Here is a 13,148-nt window from a genome sequence, read left to right on the forward strand (position 1 = left end):
GGCCGGTCCCGGTGCGCGCCGCGGAAGGGAGGTCGGGTCAGGCGGTGGTGCGCCGACGGCCGGCGAGGACGCCGTAGGCGACGCCGGCGGCGCCGACCACGATGCCGACGACGCCCAGGACCCGGGCGGTGGTGTCGGTGCTGTCGCCGGACTCCTCGGAGCCGGCGGCGGAGGTCTTGGCGGAGGCGTTCTCGGCCTCGGCGCCGTCCTCGGTCTTCTCGGCCTCGTCGTCCGAGGCGCCGTGGTGGCCGTCGTCGTTGGCCTCGGACAGGGCGAGGACGGGCGCCGGGTACTCCGGCTCCTCCTGGCCCTCCTGCGGCACCTCGATCCAGCGGACGACCTCCTTGTTGGAGTACGTCTGCAGAGCCTTGAAGACCAGCTCGTCGGCGTCCTCGGGCAGCGTGCCGATGGACACCGGGAACTTCTGGAAGAAGCCCGGCTCGATGCCCTTGTCCTCGGCGGTCCAGGTGACCTTGCTGACGACCTCGTCGATCTTCTTGCCGTGCAGCTCGAGCGGCTTGTCCAGCTTGGACTTGGTGACCTTGGCCTCCCAGCCCTCGACCGGCTGCGGCATCACGGAGGCCAGCGGATGGTCGGCGGGGAAGGTGACCTCGAGCTTGGTGGTCGAGGCGTTGTCCCGCTCGTTGGGGACCTTGAAGTCGACGACCGCGTACGAACCCTTCGCGGCCTCGCCCTCCGGCTGCACGCTGACGTGCGCGAAGGCGGGGACGGACACGGCGAGGACGGTGACACCGGCGACGGCACCGGCGGCGGCGATACGGGAAGCCTTCATGACAGAAGCACTCCGCTTCGTGTGTGGTTTCACGGACGGTGAGGGACACGCGTACGCGGACGGCGCCCCGTACGAGGGCGGCCAAGGCGCACGCGGAGAACCGGACGCACACGCACGTGCCGCACAACGGCGCGTCCCTCCCGGAAACCGGAAACGGCGTCGCCTCAGGCGGCGAGAGCGAGTGCGGTGCCGCCGACGGGCGGGCCGCGGCGGATCACCGTGTGCTGGAGTGCGGTGGTACGGGGTGCGGTCGGCGCGAGCAGAGCGGTGCGCGGCGTGCGCGGGGCGGCTTCCCGTGCGCCGGGGAGCCCCGCCCGCAGAGCGCGCACCAGCGCGAGCGCCGCGCGCAGGGACCGCATGAGCGCGCCCTCCGCGACACCGTGCGCCGACAGTTCGGTGAGCCGCAGCAGGGCGAGATCGCCGCGGCGCAGCAGCCAGCCCGTGGCGAGGGCCGCGAGCACGTGCACGAGCAGCATCGGCAGGGACGGCAACAGCGACACCGACGAATCCGCCGAGGACAGGGCGTCCCCCGACGCGTGCCCCGCGTGGGCGTCCGCGGCCGGAAGGACCCGCGCCTCGGTGAGGATCCGCCGCGCCTGCGCGGGGGTGATCGCCCCCGTGGAGCCCCCGCACGCAAGCCGCGCGGCCTGCTCGATCAGCGCTGCGCCGGACAGCCCGGACGAACGCGCGGAGGTGACCCCGCCGACGCCGTGCTGCCCCAGCCCGAACAGCGCGTGCAGCACCGTCTGGCCGACCGCGAGCAGGGCCGCGATGCCCGGCAGCGAGCGCGTACGCCCGGCCAGCGGCGCCGCGACGACGAGCGTCGCGAGGAATCCGGCACCCAGCGTCCACAGCGGAACGGTGGTGCAGGAGGCGACCGTGTGACCTGCCCCGGCCAGCACGACACAGACCACGGCGAACACCGCGGCCCGCAGGATCCGGAGCCCTTGTCCGGTGCGCGTCGTGCGCGGATGGGGGGCAGTCATGGCGGGCCAATCATCGCACTGGCCCCGCGGCCGCCGTACGGCAGGTCCGCAAGATGAGGTACGACCGGAAGGTCACCTCTGCCACCGACCGCCCCACATACACCGATCGGCTCCACGACACACCCGCCATATGGGCGGCGTCACGTCAACTTCACGCTTACAAGTGAGCACGCAGGGCAATACGTAACGGTATGTCGAGCCGCGGCCGGGAGGCTGGAGCATGAGCATCTGGTGGTCACTCCATCTGCGGCGTGAGGCTGCGAGCGTGCCGCTCGCCCGGCGCCTGCTGCTCGGCACGATGGAGACGGCGGGCGTGGACCCCGACGTCTCCTACGACCTCTCCGTCGCCCTCAGTGAAGCCTGCGCCAACGCCGTCGAGCACGGCGGGGACACCGCACACGGCGGCACCTCGGAGGCATACCGGGTGACCGCCTATCTGGACGGCGAGAAGTGCCGTATCGAGGTCGCCGACGCCGGCCCCGGCTTCCCCGCCGGGGCCGCCGTCCGCTCCCGGCCGGCCCGCCCGGCCCCGTACGACGCGGAGCACGGGCGCGGCCTGTGCCTCATCCAGGAACTCGCCGACCACGTCCACATCGGCAACAAGCCCGGCCGGGGCGGCGCGGTGGTGAGCTTCGACAAGATCCTCAAGTGGCGCGAGGACGCACCGCTGATCGCGGTGTAGAGGGGCTCGGCGTCACCTCAGCCCTTCAGCGAAGCCATCCACGCCTCGACGTCGTCCGACCGCCGAGGCAGCGCAGCGCTCAGGTTCCGGTTGCCGTCCTCCGTGACCAGGATGTCGTCCTCGATGCGGACGCCGATGCCCCGGTACTCCTCCGGCACCGTCAGGTCGTCGGCCTGGAAGTACAGCCCCGGCTCGACCGTGAGCACCATCCCCGGCTCCAGCGTCCCGTCGACGTACGTCTCGGTCCGTGCGGCGGCGCAGTCGTGGACGTCCATGCCGAGCATGTGCCCGGTGCCGTGCAGCGTCCACCGGCGCTGCAGTCCCAGCTCCAGCACCCGCTCCACCGGCCCCTCGACCAGACCCCACTCGACGAGCCGCTCGGCCAGCACCCGCTGCGCCGCGTCGTGGAAGTCCCGGTACTTCGCGCCCGGCTTCACGGCCGCGATACCGGCCTCCTGGGCGTCGTAGACGGCGTCGTAGATCTTCTTCTGCAGCTCGGTGTACCGGCCGTTGACCGGCAGCGTGCGCGTGACGTCGGCCGTGTAGTACGTGTGCGTCTCGACACCCGCGTCGAGCAGCAGCAGGTCGCCGGAGCGGACCGGACCGTCGTTGCGCACCCAGTGCAGGGTGGTGGCGTGCGGGCCGGCCGCGCAGATGGAGCCGTAGCCGACGTCGTTGCCCTCCACGCGTGCGCGGAGGAAGAACGTGCCCTCGATGTAGCGCTCGCTCGTCGCCTCGGCCTTGTCGAGGACCTTCACGACGTCCTCGAAGCCGCGCACGGTCGAATCGACCGCCTTCTGCAGCTCGCCGATCTCGAACGCGTCCTTCACCAGCCGCATCTCGGAGAGGAAGACGCGCAGCTCCTCGTCGCGCTCGGCGGTGACCTTGTCGGTGAGCGCGGCCTCGATCCCGGCGTCGTGACCGCGCACGACCCGCACCGGGCCGGTGGCCTCGCGCAGCGCGCCGGCGAGCTCGCGCACGTCGGACGCGGGGATGCCGTAGAGCTTCTCCGCCTCGGTGAGGGAGTGGCGGCGGCCCACCCACAGCTCGCCCTGGCCGTCGAGCCAGAACTCGCCGTTCTCGCGGTTGGAGCGCGGCAGGAGGTAGATCGTCGCGTCGTGGCCGTCGGCGGTGGGCTCCATGACGAGGACGCCGTCCTCGGTCTGGTTGCCGGTGAGGTACGCGTACTCGACCGACGCGCGGAAGGCGTACTCGGTGTCGTTCGAGCGGGTCTTCAGGTTGCCCGCGGGGATCACCAGGCGCTCGCCGGGGAAGCGCGCGGACAGCGCGGCGCGGCGGGCGGCGGTCTCGGCGGCCTGGGGGATCGGCTCCAGGTCGCGCAGCTCCGTGTCGGCCCAGCCGGTCTTCATGTTCTCGGCCAGCTCGTCGGAGACGCCCGGGTACAGGCCGTTCTTGCGTTGCTTGATCGGCTCTTCGGTCTCGTTCTCCGGGGTCTCCGGGGTGAGCTCGTCGGCCACGGTCATCCTCCTCGATACGGCACTGGACCGTCCCCCATCGTACGGTCGCGCCGAAACGGTCACAGGAGGTGAGCGCCTGTTACCTCACCGGTCACCTCGGGGCTACTCGAACCGCGCCGCCAGCAGCACGACGTCCTCCGCCGAGTCGGTGTCGTCCGCCGCCCCGTCCGGCAGCACCGTCCGCAGGATGTGATCGGCGATCGCGTCCGGGTCGCGCCGCAGCGGTCTCGGCACCCCGGCCGCCGCCGCGTGCAGCCGGGCGAAGGCGCGGTCGGTGGGGTCGCCGGTGCGGTGCAGCAGGCCGTCGGTGTACAGCAGAACCGTCTCTCCGGGCTCCGCGTGGATCTCCACGCTCGGTGCCTCCCAGCAGGCCAGCATGCCGAGCGGAGCCGAGACCGAGGTCTCCACGAACTCCGTGCGGCGCTCGCCGATCAGCAGGGGCGGGCTGTGCCCCGCACCGGCCAGCGTGATCTTGCGCAGCGCCGGTTCGCAGTAGCCGAACAGGGAGGTGGCCGAACGGGCGGGCTCCGTGAGCCGCAGCAGCAGCTCCAGGTCGGACAGCACGGCGACCGGGTCCTCGCCCTCCATCACCGCGTACGCCCGCAGGGAGGCGCGCAGCCGGCCCATCGCGGCGACCGCGCTCGGACCCGACCCGGTGACGGAGCCCACGGCGAGACCGAGCGCCGCGTCCGGCAGCGGCAGCGCGTCGTACCAGTCGCCGCCGCCGCGCGGGGAGGTGCGGTGCCGGGCGGCGAGCTGGACGCCGGGGACCCGCGGCAGCCGTGAGGGGAGCAGCTCCTCGGTCATCGTGGCCATGCACGCGCGCGTGCGCTGCAGTTCCACCAGGCGGGCGAGGTGCTCGGCGGCGTAGCGGGCGTACAGGCCGATGAGGTGCCGCTGGCGTTCGGACGGCTCGGCCGGCTCGTCGTAGAGCCACACCGCGGCGCCCAGGCGCTCGGCGGACTCGGCGGCCAGGGGGAGCGCATAGCTGGCGGCGTAGCCGAGGCGGGCGGCGACCTCGCGGTGGCGGGGGTCGAGGCCCTTCTCCGCGAACAGGTCGGGCTCGGCGATGCCGTCGTCGGCGCCCGGGAGGCCCTCGAGGATCCTGCCGTACGACAGGGAACTGCGCGGCACCGTCTCGATGTGGCCGAGGTCCGCGCGGGCGAGGCCGAGTCCGATGGTGGTGTCCGGGCCGAGGCGGTCGGCGGGTTCGAGGACGACCAGGCCGCGCCGGGCGCCCACCAGGGCGGCGCCGGCGCGCAGCAGTTCCCTCAGTGCGTCGTCGAGCGCGCTCGTGCGGGTGAGGCGTTCGGTGAGTTCATGGAGGGTCGTGAGGTCGGATACCCAGCCCGCGAGCCGGTCCTGGAGCACCGCGCCCGGCGCGTGCTGGGGGGCCGGCGGGGCGGCCGGGGAGCTGCCGGCGGCGACCGGCGTGACAGTGTGTGCGGGGGCGGGAACCGTTGAATCGATTCCGGCCACTTTCGGAGGGTGCGGGGCGTTCATGGTGTCCGGCTTTCCGACCGGTGCGTACTGCTCAAAAGCATCGCAAACCCCCATGTCATTCTGCGTCGCCGGCAGTGCTCCACATGTACACGCACTCGTGAGGAGATGTCCAGCATTGTCCTGCTGGGATTCCTGGTGTCCGTGAGGCCGAAGGGAACTCCCCGTAGACCCCTTGCCGAATGACAAAGTTGGCTTGAAACTGCCTCAGGGGGAGGCCCATTGCGGTCGACTGGGCTTGCTCGACGGAGCGTCACAACGGTCGTGATGGGTACGTACTCGGTGAAGGCCAGGGGTGGTTGGGAACCACCCGGGAACCTGGCGACGGACCCGGGCGTCTTAACCACCGACGACCGTGCCCCATCCTCCCGTGGCGGAGGCGGAGAGAAATACGCGCGACGGCAAACGCCAGACTTCGCCACCCCACGCCACGCCCGTGCTTCTGGTAGACGCAGTATGGGTGGACGGCTGCGGAGGCAGCCCACGCTCGGCCCATGGGGGTTCCCCTTGCCCGGCGCAAGGGTGTGATGCGCCAACAGGTACGCACAGTGAAGTGATCGACACATGGTGTGATACGGACCACGGTGTTGCCAGGCGTGCAACGGAAAGGAACGAGCGCTCATGCGCGAGATCCTCGGAAGGCGACGCAGGCTCCTGTCCCGGCGAGGCGACTCGGGGCCCGAGCTGATCAGCGCGGCCCTGACCTTCGCCACCCAGTGGCAGTGGCCCGTACTCCCGGGCGTGGCGGCCGACCCGCAGGGCAGGTCCCGCTGCGGCTGTCCCGACCCGGAGTGCACGGTGCCGGGTGCTCACCCCTTCGACCCCGGCCTCCTCGCGGCCACCACCGACGCGCGCATGGTGCGCTGGTGGTGGAGCAACCGCCCCGCGGCGCCGATCGTGCTGGCCACCGGGGGCAAGGCGCCCTGCGCGGTCTCCCTGCCCGCCCTCCCCGCCGCCCGCGCCCTCGACGCGCTCGACCGCCTCGGTATCCGGCTCGGCCCGGTCGTCGCCGCGCCGGCCCGCTGGTCGATCCTGGTGAAGCCGTACTCCATGGAGCAGCTGGGCGAGCTGCTGTACGCCAAGGACTTCGTCCCCGGCTCCCTGCGCTTCCACGGCGAGGGCGGATATCTCGCCCTGCCCCCCTCCCGGACCGGCCAGGGCGAGGTCCGCTGGGAGCGCGCGCCGCTGCCCGGCTCGGCCTCGCCGTGGGTGCCCGACGTCGAGGCCGTGGTGGACGCGGTGGTCGAGGCCCTCACTCGTACGGGTGTGAGCGCGCCCGAGATGTAGCGGTGTCGGCGCGCGCCGCGCCCGCGTCCGCCGCCCCGGGGCGTTATGTTCCGGGGCCATGCCGCGTCATGCCGGGCGTCACGCCCGGGCCCCCCGAGAAGCCCGTCTGCTCGCCCTCGCGGGCGTCGTGCTGGCGGGTGCGGTCGTGCTGCTGCTCGCCGTGGCCTCCGCGGGCTCGGGTGGTTCCCGCGGCGCCCCCGACATGAGGCGTGCCGCCGAGGATCCGGTGCGTTCCGTCGTGGAGCCGGGGCAGTCCGCCGCAGGCCGGGAGCACGCCGCCGTGATCGAGGAGGACTCCGCCGCCGCGGCGCCTTCCGCGCGTGACGACGGCAGGGCGCCGGCGCCGGCCGCGAGCGCCGCGGCCACCGGATCCCCGCTGCCGCCCGGCGGACTGCACCTGTCCACCGCCGTGCGCTGCGGCCCCGACCTCACCTCGCCCGAGGGCATCGAGGCGCAGACCTGCGTGGTGGCCCAGGGCGAGGACATCTGGGCGCGCACCTACTACCGCAACGCCACGGGGAACACGCTGAACGCCGTCCTCGCGCTCATCGGGCCCGGCGGGCGCAGCGTACGGATGCCCTGTACGGCGGACACCGGGGACGAGCCGGCGATCTGTGAGACACCCCGGGAGCGCAGGTGGGCGGATCTCGCCGGATTCACGGCCGTCGCGGAGTTCTCGCAGCGGCCCGGCCGGGGGCCCCTGCTGTTGCGTTCCGGCAGCAACTCGCAGGCGGGAACAAGCAGTTGACTCGTGGCTGCGGTGTGTGAACGGCTCCGGACACGGAAAGACCCGGTTGCTGGCGACGGGGGATGCACCAGCAACCGGGCTACTGGAACGGTAACAAGAGATCCGCCGTTAGCAAATTCGATCTCGGCTTTTCCGGTCACCGATTGGCTTGTCCGTACCGGGAGTTGCGTGCGGGACAGCGGTCGCCGGGGCTCCGGTTGCCGCTGACCGACCGGTCAGCAGCACCGGAGTGCCCGGGCGTGGCTCAGCTCAGCGTGACCTGGCGGTTGGTCAGACCTCCCCGCGCGCGGCGCTCGTCGGCGGTCAGCGGCGCGTCCGTGGCCAGCGCGGCGGCGAGCCGCTCGGCGAATTCCGCCGCGGGCTTCTCCACGTCGTCCGCGCCCACCCCGCTCGGCAGGTCCCAGACCGGGACGGTGAGCCCGTGAGCGCGGAAGGAGCCGACCAGCCGGGTGCCCTCACCGAGGGAGGAACGGCCCGCCGCGTGGAGTCGAGCCAAGGCGTCCAGAAGCTGCTCCTCCGGATGCGGCATCACCCACCGCAGATGGTTCTTCTCGGGCGTCTCGCACCAGTAGGCGGCGTCCACGCCGGAGAGCTTGACGGTCGGGATGGCCGCGGCGTTGGCGCGCTCCAGGGAGGCGGTGACGTCCGGCGTGGCGTTCTCCGGGTCCGGCACCCAGAACTCGAAGCCGCTGTGCACCACCGGCTCGAACGCGCCCTCGGGGTCCAGGAGGTCCTGCAGACGGGGGCCGTCGGCGGGGGCCCGGCGGGCCTTCACCGGAGTGCCCGGGTCGGCGGTGAGCGCGCGCTGGAGGGTGTCGGCGAGGTCGCGGCTGATGTCGCCGGAGGCGGTGTCGTTCTGCAGGCCGAGCAGGACCGAGCCGTCGTCGCGGCGCAGGGCGGGCCAGGCCATCGGCAGCACCGTGGCCAGCGTGACCGACGGGACGCCTTCGGGCAGGCCCTCCTTGAGGGTGAGCTCGACGGTGGCCGCGGGCACGAGCTCGCGCAGGGCGACCCAGTCGCACTCGCCGGGCAGGCCCTCGAAGGGGCGGTGCACCAGCTCGGTCACGGCGTGCGCGGCGGCACGGCCGTGGCAGGCCTTGTAACGGCGGCCGCTGCCGCAGGGGCAGGGTTCGCGGGCGCCGACGACCGGGATCTCTCCCTCGGTGAGCTGAGGCCGCTTGGCCTTCGTCTGGGGTCGCTTCTTGGCCATCGTGGGTGTCTCCCGGTTACGGCTCTTCTCGTACGGGCGGGAGCCTAGCCGTTCACGCCACGGCCCACGGGACCCTGTGGACAGCGTGCCGGACTGTGGACAACTCGGGCGGGGCGGGCGACGGCGGGGGTGTGCGGCGTGAGCGGTGCGCGGCCGATATGGGTCGTCTTGCCGGAGCCGGCGGGGAACGCCATGCATGCATCCCCCGGACGCTGTGAGGCCCGCGAGGGAAACGCCGTGCGTCCTCGGTGCTCCTCAGTCGAGGTCGTCGAAGGCGTCCGCGAAGCCGAGGCCGGGTATCTCGGAGACCGAGGGGGCCGTGACCCGCGCGGCGAAGTCGTCGCGCCGGTGGCCCGCGTCCGCGTCGTACAGCGCGGCGTGGACGACGACCCACACCGTGACCTCACCGGGCACCTCGTCGCGTACGCCCCAGTCGTCGGCCAGGGCGGAGATGATGTTCAGCCCGCGGCCGCCGTGTGCCGTGACCGACGGGGTGGAGGGTGCCGGGCGGGTCGGGCCGCCGCCGTCGGTGACCTCGACGACCAGCCGGCCGCGCTGGTCCACGCGCCAGGCGGCGCGCACGTCACCGTCCCCGGCCAGGGCGTCGCCCAATGGACGACCGTGTTTGCACGCGTTGCTCAGAAGCTCGGAAAGGATCAGTACGGCGTCGTCGATGACCGAATCCGGCACCCCGCCGGCGCGCAGTTGCGCGCGCATCCGGTGCCGCGCCTGCCCCACGCCCGCAGGGCCATGGGGTACGGCCATGCTCGACGACGTGGGCACCTCCTGTGCCACCACCAACGCCACCCCCGAGACCTCCTTCGCCCCACGCCACGGAGTGGATGCCCCATTGGCCTGAACCGGAAACCGGCCAATCCAAGTGTGGTGACGCATTCGACACGTGCGAACACGCACCGAACGCGCCGGAGCACTCCCCGTAATCATGTGGCTGGATTTCGTCGGTGTGGCCGAGACGTGAGGATGCTCCGGGGTGCGGTGCGCGGTCAAGAGTCGTGCGGGATGTGTGGTTCGTCCGTGGTCAGCGACCGAGCTGATCGAGCACCGCGCGGGGGCGGTTGGTGATGATGGCGTCCACTCCCAGTCCGACGCACAGGTCCACGTCCCGTGGGTCGTTCACCGTCCACACGTGCACCTGGTGGCCGGACTGCTTGAGGCGCTCGATGAACGCGGGATGGCTGCGCACGATCCGGATCGAGGGGCCCGCGATGCGCACCCCCGTCGGCAGCCGCCCGTCGCGCAGCCGGGGTGAGACGAACTGCATGAGGTAGACCGTCGGCAGCGTCGGTGATGCGGCACGCACGCGATGCAGCGATCGCGCGGAGAAGCTCATCACGCGTACCGGGGACTCCTCCGCGCAGGCCGGGGCGTCCAGGCCGAACCGCTTGAGCAGGAGCAGCAGCCGCTCCTCCACCTGCCCCGCCCACCGCGTGGGGTGCTTGGTCTCGATCGCCAGCTCCACCCGGCGTCCGGCGTCGGCGACGAGCTCAAGCAGCCGTTCGAGGGTGAGGACGGAGGTGGCCTCCCGGTCCTCGGGCCGGTGCTCCCAGTCGGGCTCCTCGAGCCGGCCGCCCACGGTGTCGCGGGCCTTCCAGGAGCCGAAGTCCAGCGCCGCCAGGTCGGAGAGCTCCAGCGCGGAGACCGCGCCGCGGCCGTTGGACGTACGGTTGACGCGACGGTCATGGACGCACACCAGGTGACCGTCGGCGGTCAGGCGCACATCGCATTCGAGCGCGTCGGCCCCGTCCTCGATCGCCTTGCGGTACGCGGCCAGGGTGTGCTCCGGGGCGTCCTCGGAGGCTCCCCGGTGTGCGACGACTTGGGTCAGGTGCTGTCGTGCGTGGGTCACCGCGTCATGGTGCCACCGCGCGGGGGTAGACGTGCGGTCGGACGAGCTTTGGCGGCGGGGACGAGGAGAGCGTCCGGTCGGAGGCATCGAGGTGGCGCACCTTTGGTGAGTAATGCCCTATATAAAGAATGGCCCCGGACCCACAGGAACGGCTTATGGTGCCCTGACAGCCTGTGGGAAATGCTGACGTCATACAAAGAGACACACAGACATGCACAGCTGCAGCGCACCGGACTCGTCGACCAGCGTGAAACGAGCGTGACCGAGTGCGACCGACTGCACCAGCCGTGGATCGAGGAGAAGAGCTGTGAGCACCGAGAACGAGGGCACCGCGGTACCCCCGGCCCCGTCCGCACCGCCCACGCCGGTGGATGCTCCCGCTGCTCCGGCGCACCAGGGGCACCCGGCTCCGGACGGGGGCAGCCCGACGACCCCGCTGCCTCCCGTCCCGCCCGGGGCACCCCAGGCCCACGGCGCATCCGGCCCGCACGACTCCCAGGGCGACCCCGGTGCCGGCCATGGCGCGCAGGGCGGCCCCGTCCCGTCGGGACCGGCCCACGGCTCGTCGTCCGCCCCGGATCCGGCCTGGCCTCCGCCTCCGCCGCCCGGCACTCCCTCGCACGCGGACGGCGGTGCCGGACACGGTGGACCAGGCGGACCAAGCGGACCCGGCGGGCACGGCGGGGGCGGCTGGGGCTCCTCGTACCCGCAGCCGGCTCCGGCGCCCGCGCCCAAGAAGAGCGGACGCGGCGGTCTGCTCGCGGCGCTCCTGGTGGCCGCGCTGGTCGCGGGCGGCCTCGGCGGCGGCCTCGGCTACACGCTGGCCCGGAACAACGACGACACCTCCTCGACGACGGTCTCGGCGTCCACCAGCGGCGGCAACATCAAGCGCGACCCCGGCACGGTCGCCGCGGTGGCCGCCAAGGCCCTGCCGAGCACCGTCACCATCGAGGCCGAGAGCAGCAGCGGCGAGGGCGGCACCGGCACGGGCTTCGTCTTCGACAAGCAGGGTCACATCGTCACGAACAACCACGTCGTGGCGGACGCCGTCGACGGCGGCAAGCTGTCGGCGACGTTCCCGGACGGCAAGAAGTACGCGGCCGAGGTCGTCGGCAACGCTCAGGGCTACGACGTCGCGGTCATCAAGCTCAAGGACGCCCCGTCGGACCTGAAGCCGCTCACCCTGGGGAACTCCGACGAGGTGGCGGTCGGCGACTCGACCATCGCGATCGGCGCGCCCTTCGGCCTGTCCAACACGGTGACGACCGGCATCATCAGCGCCAAGAACCGCCCGGTGGCCTCCAGCGACGGCACCGGCAGCCAGGCGTCGTACATGAGCGCCCTGCAGACCGACGCGTCCATCAACCCGGGCAACTCCGGCGGACCGCTGCTCGACGCGCAGGGCAACGTGATCGGCATCAACTCCGCCATCCAGTCCACCAGCAACGGCGGCTTCGGCACGGGCCAGGCCGGATCGATCGGCCTCGGCTTCGCCATCCCGATCAACCAGGCCAAGTACGTCGCCCAGGAACTGATCAAGACGGGCAAGCCGGTGTACGCCAAGATCGGCGCGTCGGTCTCCCTGGAGGAGACCTCGGGCGGCGCGAAGATCACCGACCAGGGCGCCGGCGGCTCCGAGCCGGTCGACCCGGGCGGCCCCGCCGACAAGGCCGGCCTGCAGCCCGGTGACGTCATCACCAAGCTCGACGACCGGGTGATCGACTCCGGCCCCACCCTGATCGGCGAGATCTGGACCCACAAGCCGGGCGACGAGGTCACGATCACCTACGAACGTGACGGCAAGGAGCGCACCACCGAACTCACCCTGGGCGCCCGCGTAGGCGACAACTGACCACCCCGCGCCTCGACGAACCCGTTACTCTTGACCCGCGCCGCCGATCACGGCCAGGCGCGGGGAGGCGTGCCCGAGCGGCCGAAGGGAACGGTCTTGAAAACCGTCGTGGCAGCGATGTCACCGTGGGTTCAAATCCCACCGCCTCCGCGCAGGTCATAGACGTGGCAGGCCAGAGGGGGTGCTCCGGTAGCGGGGCGCCCCCTCTGTGTGTTCCCGGGGGGCTGGCCTGGTCGTTCACCCCCCGGTGGGCCAGGGTCGGGTGGCTAGAACTGCTCGTCCTCGGCCAGTTGCTCCCAGGGGACGTCCCGTAGCGCGGGCTCCGCGTCCCAGTCCGTCGGCGGACGGGGAGTCGGCTGGAACCAGACGACGGTCAGGCGGGAGCGGTACCGGGCGTGATCGTGGGCGGGGCCGAGGGGATCCGAGCGGAAGCTGCCGAGGCAGGCGACCGCGGGCAGCACCTCGACGGGGCCGAAGGAGCCCGCGTACTGGTCGGGGTACTCGCGCGGAGGCGGGATCAGGTGCACCGGAGCCCCGGGGTACGTCTGACGGGCCGCGCGGAGCAGCCACTGGATCTTGTGGTCGTTGAGGGGCTTGCAGGGGTACCCCTCGAGCGGCCCGCCGTAGGTCGAGGACATGCGCAGCTCGGCGAGGTGCACCGCGCGGCCTGAGGCGAGGACGACACGGGCGAGCGACATGGCCGGCACTCGGGGGCGGTGGTGCATCGGGCTCTTTCAGTTCTTCC

12 protein-coding genes and 1 tRNA gene are annotated in these 13,148 nt (G+C 72.3%); 5 read left to right on the forward strand and 8 right to left on the reverse strand.

Annotation, left to right across the window (positions count from 1 at the left end; all coding sequences use genetic code 11):
- Positions 1-37: 37 nt before the first annotated feature.
- Entirely contained in the window at positions 38-793 is a 756-nt protein-coding gene (locus AB0412_RS15915) for a YcnI family protein (protein WP_366403142.1), read from the reverse strand.
- A 164-nt stretch (positions 794-957) separates the two neighbouring features.
- Positions 958-1,779, reverse strand: coding sequence for a hypothetical protein (locus tag AB0412_RS15920; RefSeq protein WP_366403143.1), 822 nt, complete (start codon positions 1,777-1,779; stop codon positions 958-960).
- A gap of 220 nt (positions 1,780-1,999) precedes the next feature.
- On the opposite strand from AB0412_RS15920, the gene AB0412_RS15925 reads away from it, so the two are divergent.
- A complete protein-coding gene (locus AB0412_RS15925) occupies positions 2,000-2,461 on the forward strand; it encodes an ATP-binding protein (RefSeq protein WP_366403144.1) in 462 nt (153 codons plus the stop codon).
- A 17-nt stretch (positions 2,462-2,478) separates the two neighbouring features.
- On the opposite strand, the gene AB0412_RS15930 is transcribed toward AB0412_RS15925, so the two are convergent.
- Both AB0412_RS15930 and AB0412_RS15935 read right to left on the reverse strand, forming a co-directional pair.
- Complete coding sequence (locus AB0412_RS15930) at positions 2,479-3,945, reverse strand: aminopeptidase P family protein (RefSeq protein ID WP_366403145.1); 1,467 nt, start codon at positions 3,943-3,945, stop codon at positions 2,479-2,481.
- A gap of 96 nt (positions 3,946-4,041) precedes the next feature.
- Entirely contained in the window at positions 4,042-5,496 is a 1,455-nt protein-coding gene (locus AB0412_RS15935) for a PP2C family protein-serine/threonine phosphatase (RefSeq protein ID WP_366403146.1), read from the reverse strand.
- Positions 5,497-6,060: 564 nt separating this feature from the next.
- Between AB0412_RS15935 and AB0412_RS15940 the strand changes: the two genes are divergently transcribed.
- Both AB0412_RS15940 and AB0412_RS15945 read left to right on the forward strand, forming a co-directional pair.
- Positions 6,061-6,726, forward strand: coding sequence for a bifunctional DNA primase/polymerase (locus tag AB0412_RS15940; RefSeq protein ID WP_366403147.1), 666 nt, complete (start codon positions 6,061-6,063; stop codon positions 6,724-6,726).
- Positions 6,727-6,784: 58 nt separating this feature from the next.
- Positions 6,785-7,474 carry a hypothetical protein gene (locus AB0412_RS15945; RefSeq protein WP_366403148.1) on the forward strand — a complete coding sequence of 230 codons (690 nt, stop codon included), beginning with the start codon at positions 6,785-6,787 and terminating at the stop codon, positions 7,472-7,474.
- 244 nt (positions 7,475-7,718) lie between these two features.
- Here the strand turns inward: AB0412_RS15945 and AB0412_RS15950 are convergent, their stop codons facing one another.
- From AB0412_RS15950 to AB0412_RS15960, 3 genes are all read right to left on the reverse strand, one after another.
- Entirely contained in the window at positions 7,719-8,684 is a 966-nt protein-coding gene (locus AB0412_RS15950; RefSeq protein WP_366403149.1) for a DUF5926 family protein, read from the reverse strand.
- A 255-nt stretch (positions 8,685-8,939) separates the two neighbouring features.
- Positions 8,940-9,578 (reverse strand): ATP-binding protein, encoded by a 639-nt coding sequence (locus tag AB0412_RS15955; RefSeq protein ID WP_366403150.1) that lies wholly within the window; start codon positions 9,576-9,578, stop codon positions 8,940-8,942.
- A gap of 145 nt (positions 9,579-9,723) precedes the next feature.
- Positions 9,724-10,551 carry a glycerophosphodiester phosphodiesterase gene (locus AB0412_RS15960; protein WP_366403151.1) on the reverse strand — a complete coding sequence of 276 codons (828 nt, stop codon included), beginning with the start codon at positions 10,549-10,551 and terminating at the stop codon, positions 9,724-9,726.
- 307 nt (positions 10,552-10,858) lie between these two features.
- Between AB0412_RS15960 and AB0412_RS15965 the strand changes: the two genes are divergently transcribed.
- The gene (locus tag AB0412_RS15965; protein ID WP_366403152.1) at positions 10,859-12,403 is read left to right on the forward strand and encodes a trypsin-like peptidase domain-containing protein; all 1,545 of its coding nucleotides are present in this window, start codon (positions 10,859-10,861) and stop codon (positions 12,401-12,403) included.
- A gap of 63 nt (positions 12,404-12,466) precedes the next feature.
- A tRNA-Ser gene (locus AB0412_RS15970) sits at positions 12,467-12,553 on the forward strand.
- Positions 12,554-12,669: 116 nt separating this feature from the next.
- Here the strand turns inward: AB0412_RS15970 and AB0412_RS15975 are convergent.
- A complete protein-coding gene (locus tag AB0412_RS15975; RefSeq protein WP_366403153.1) occupies positions 12,670-13,101 on the reverse strand; it encodes a hypothetical protein in 432 nt (143 codons plus the stop codon).
- Positions 13,102-13,148 lie beyond the last annotated feature (47 nt).

This window comes from Streptomyces sp. NPDC052012, assembly GCF_040689265.1.
GTDB lineage: Bacteria > Actinomycetota > Actinomycetes > Streptomycetales > Streptomycetaceae > Streptomyces.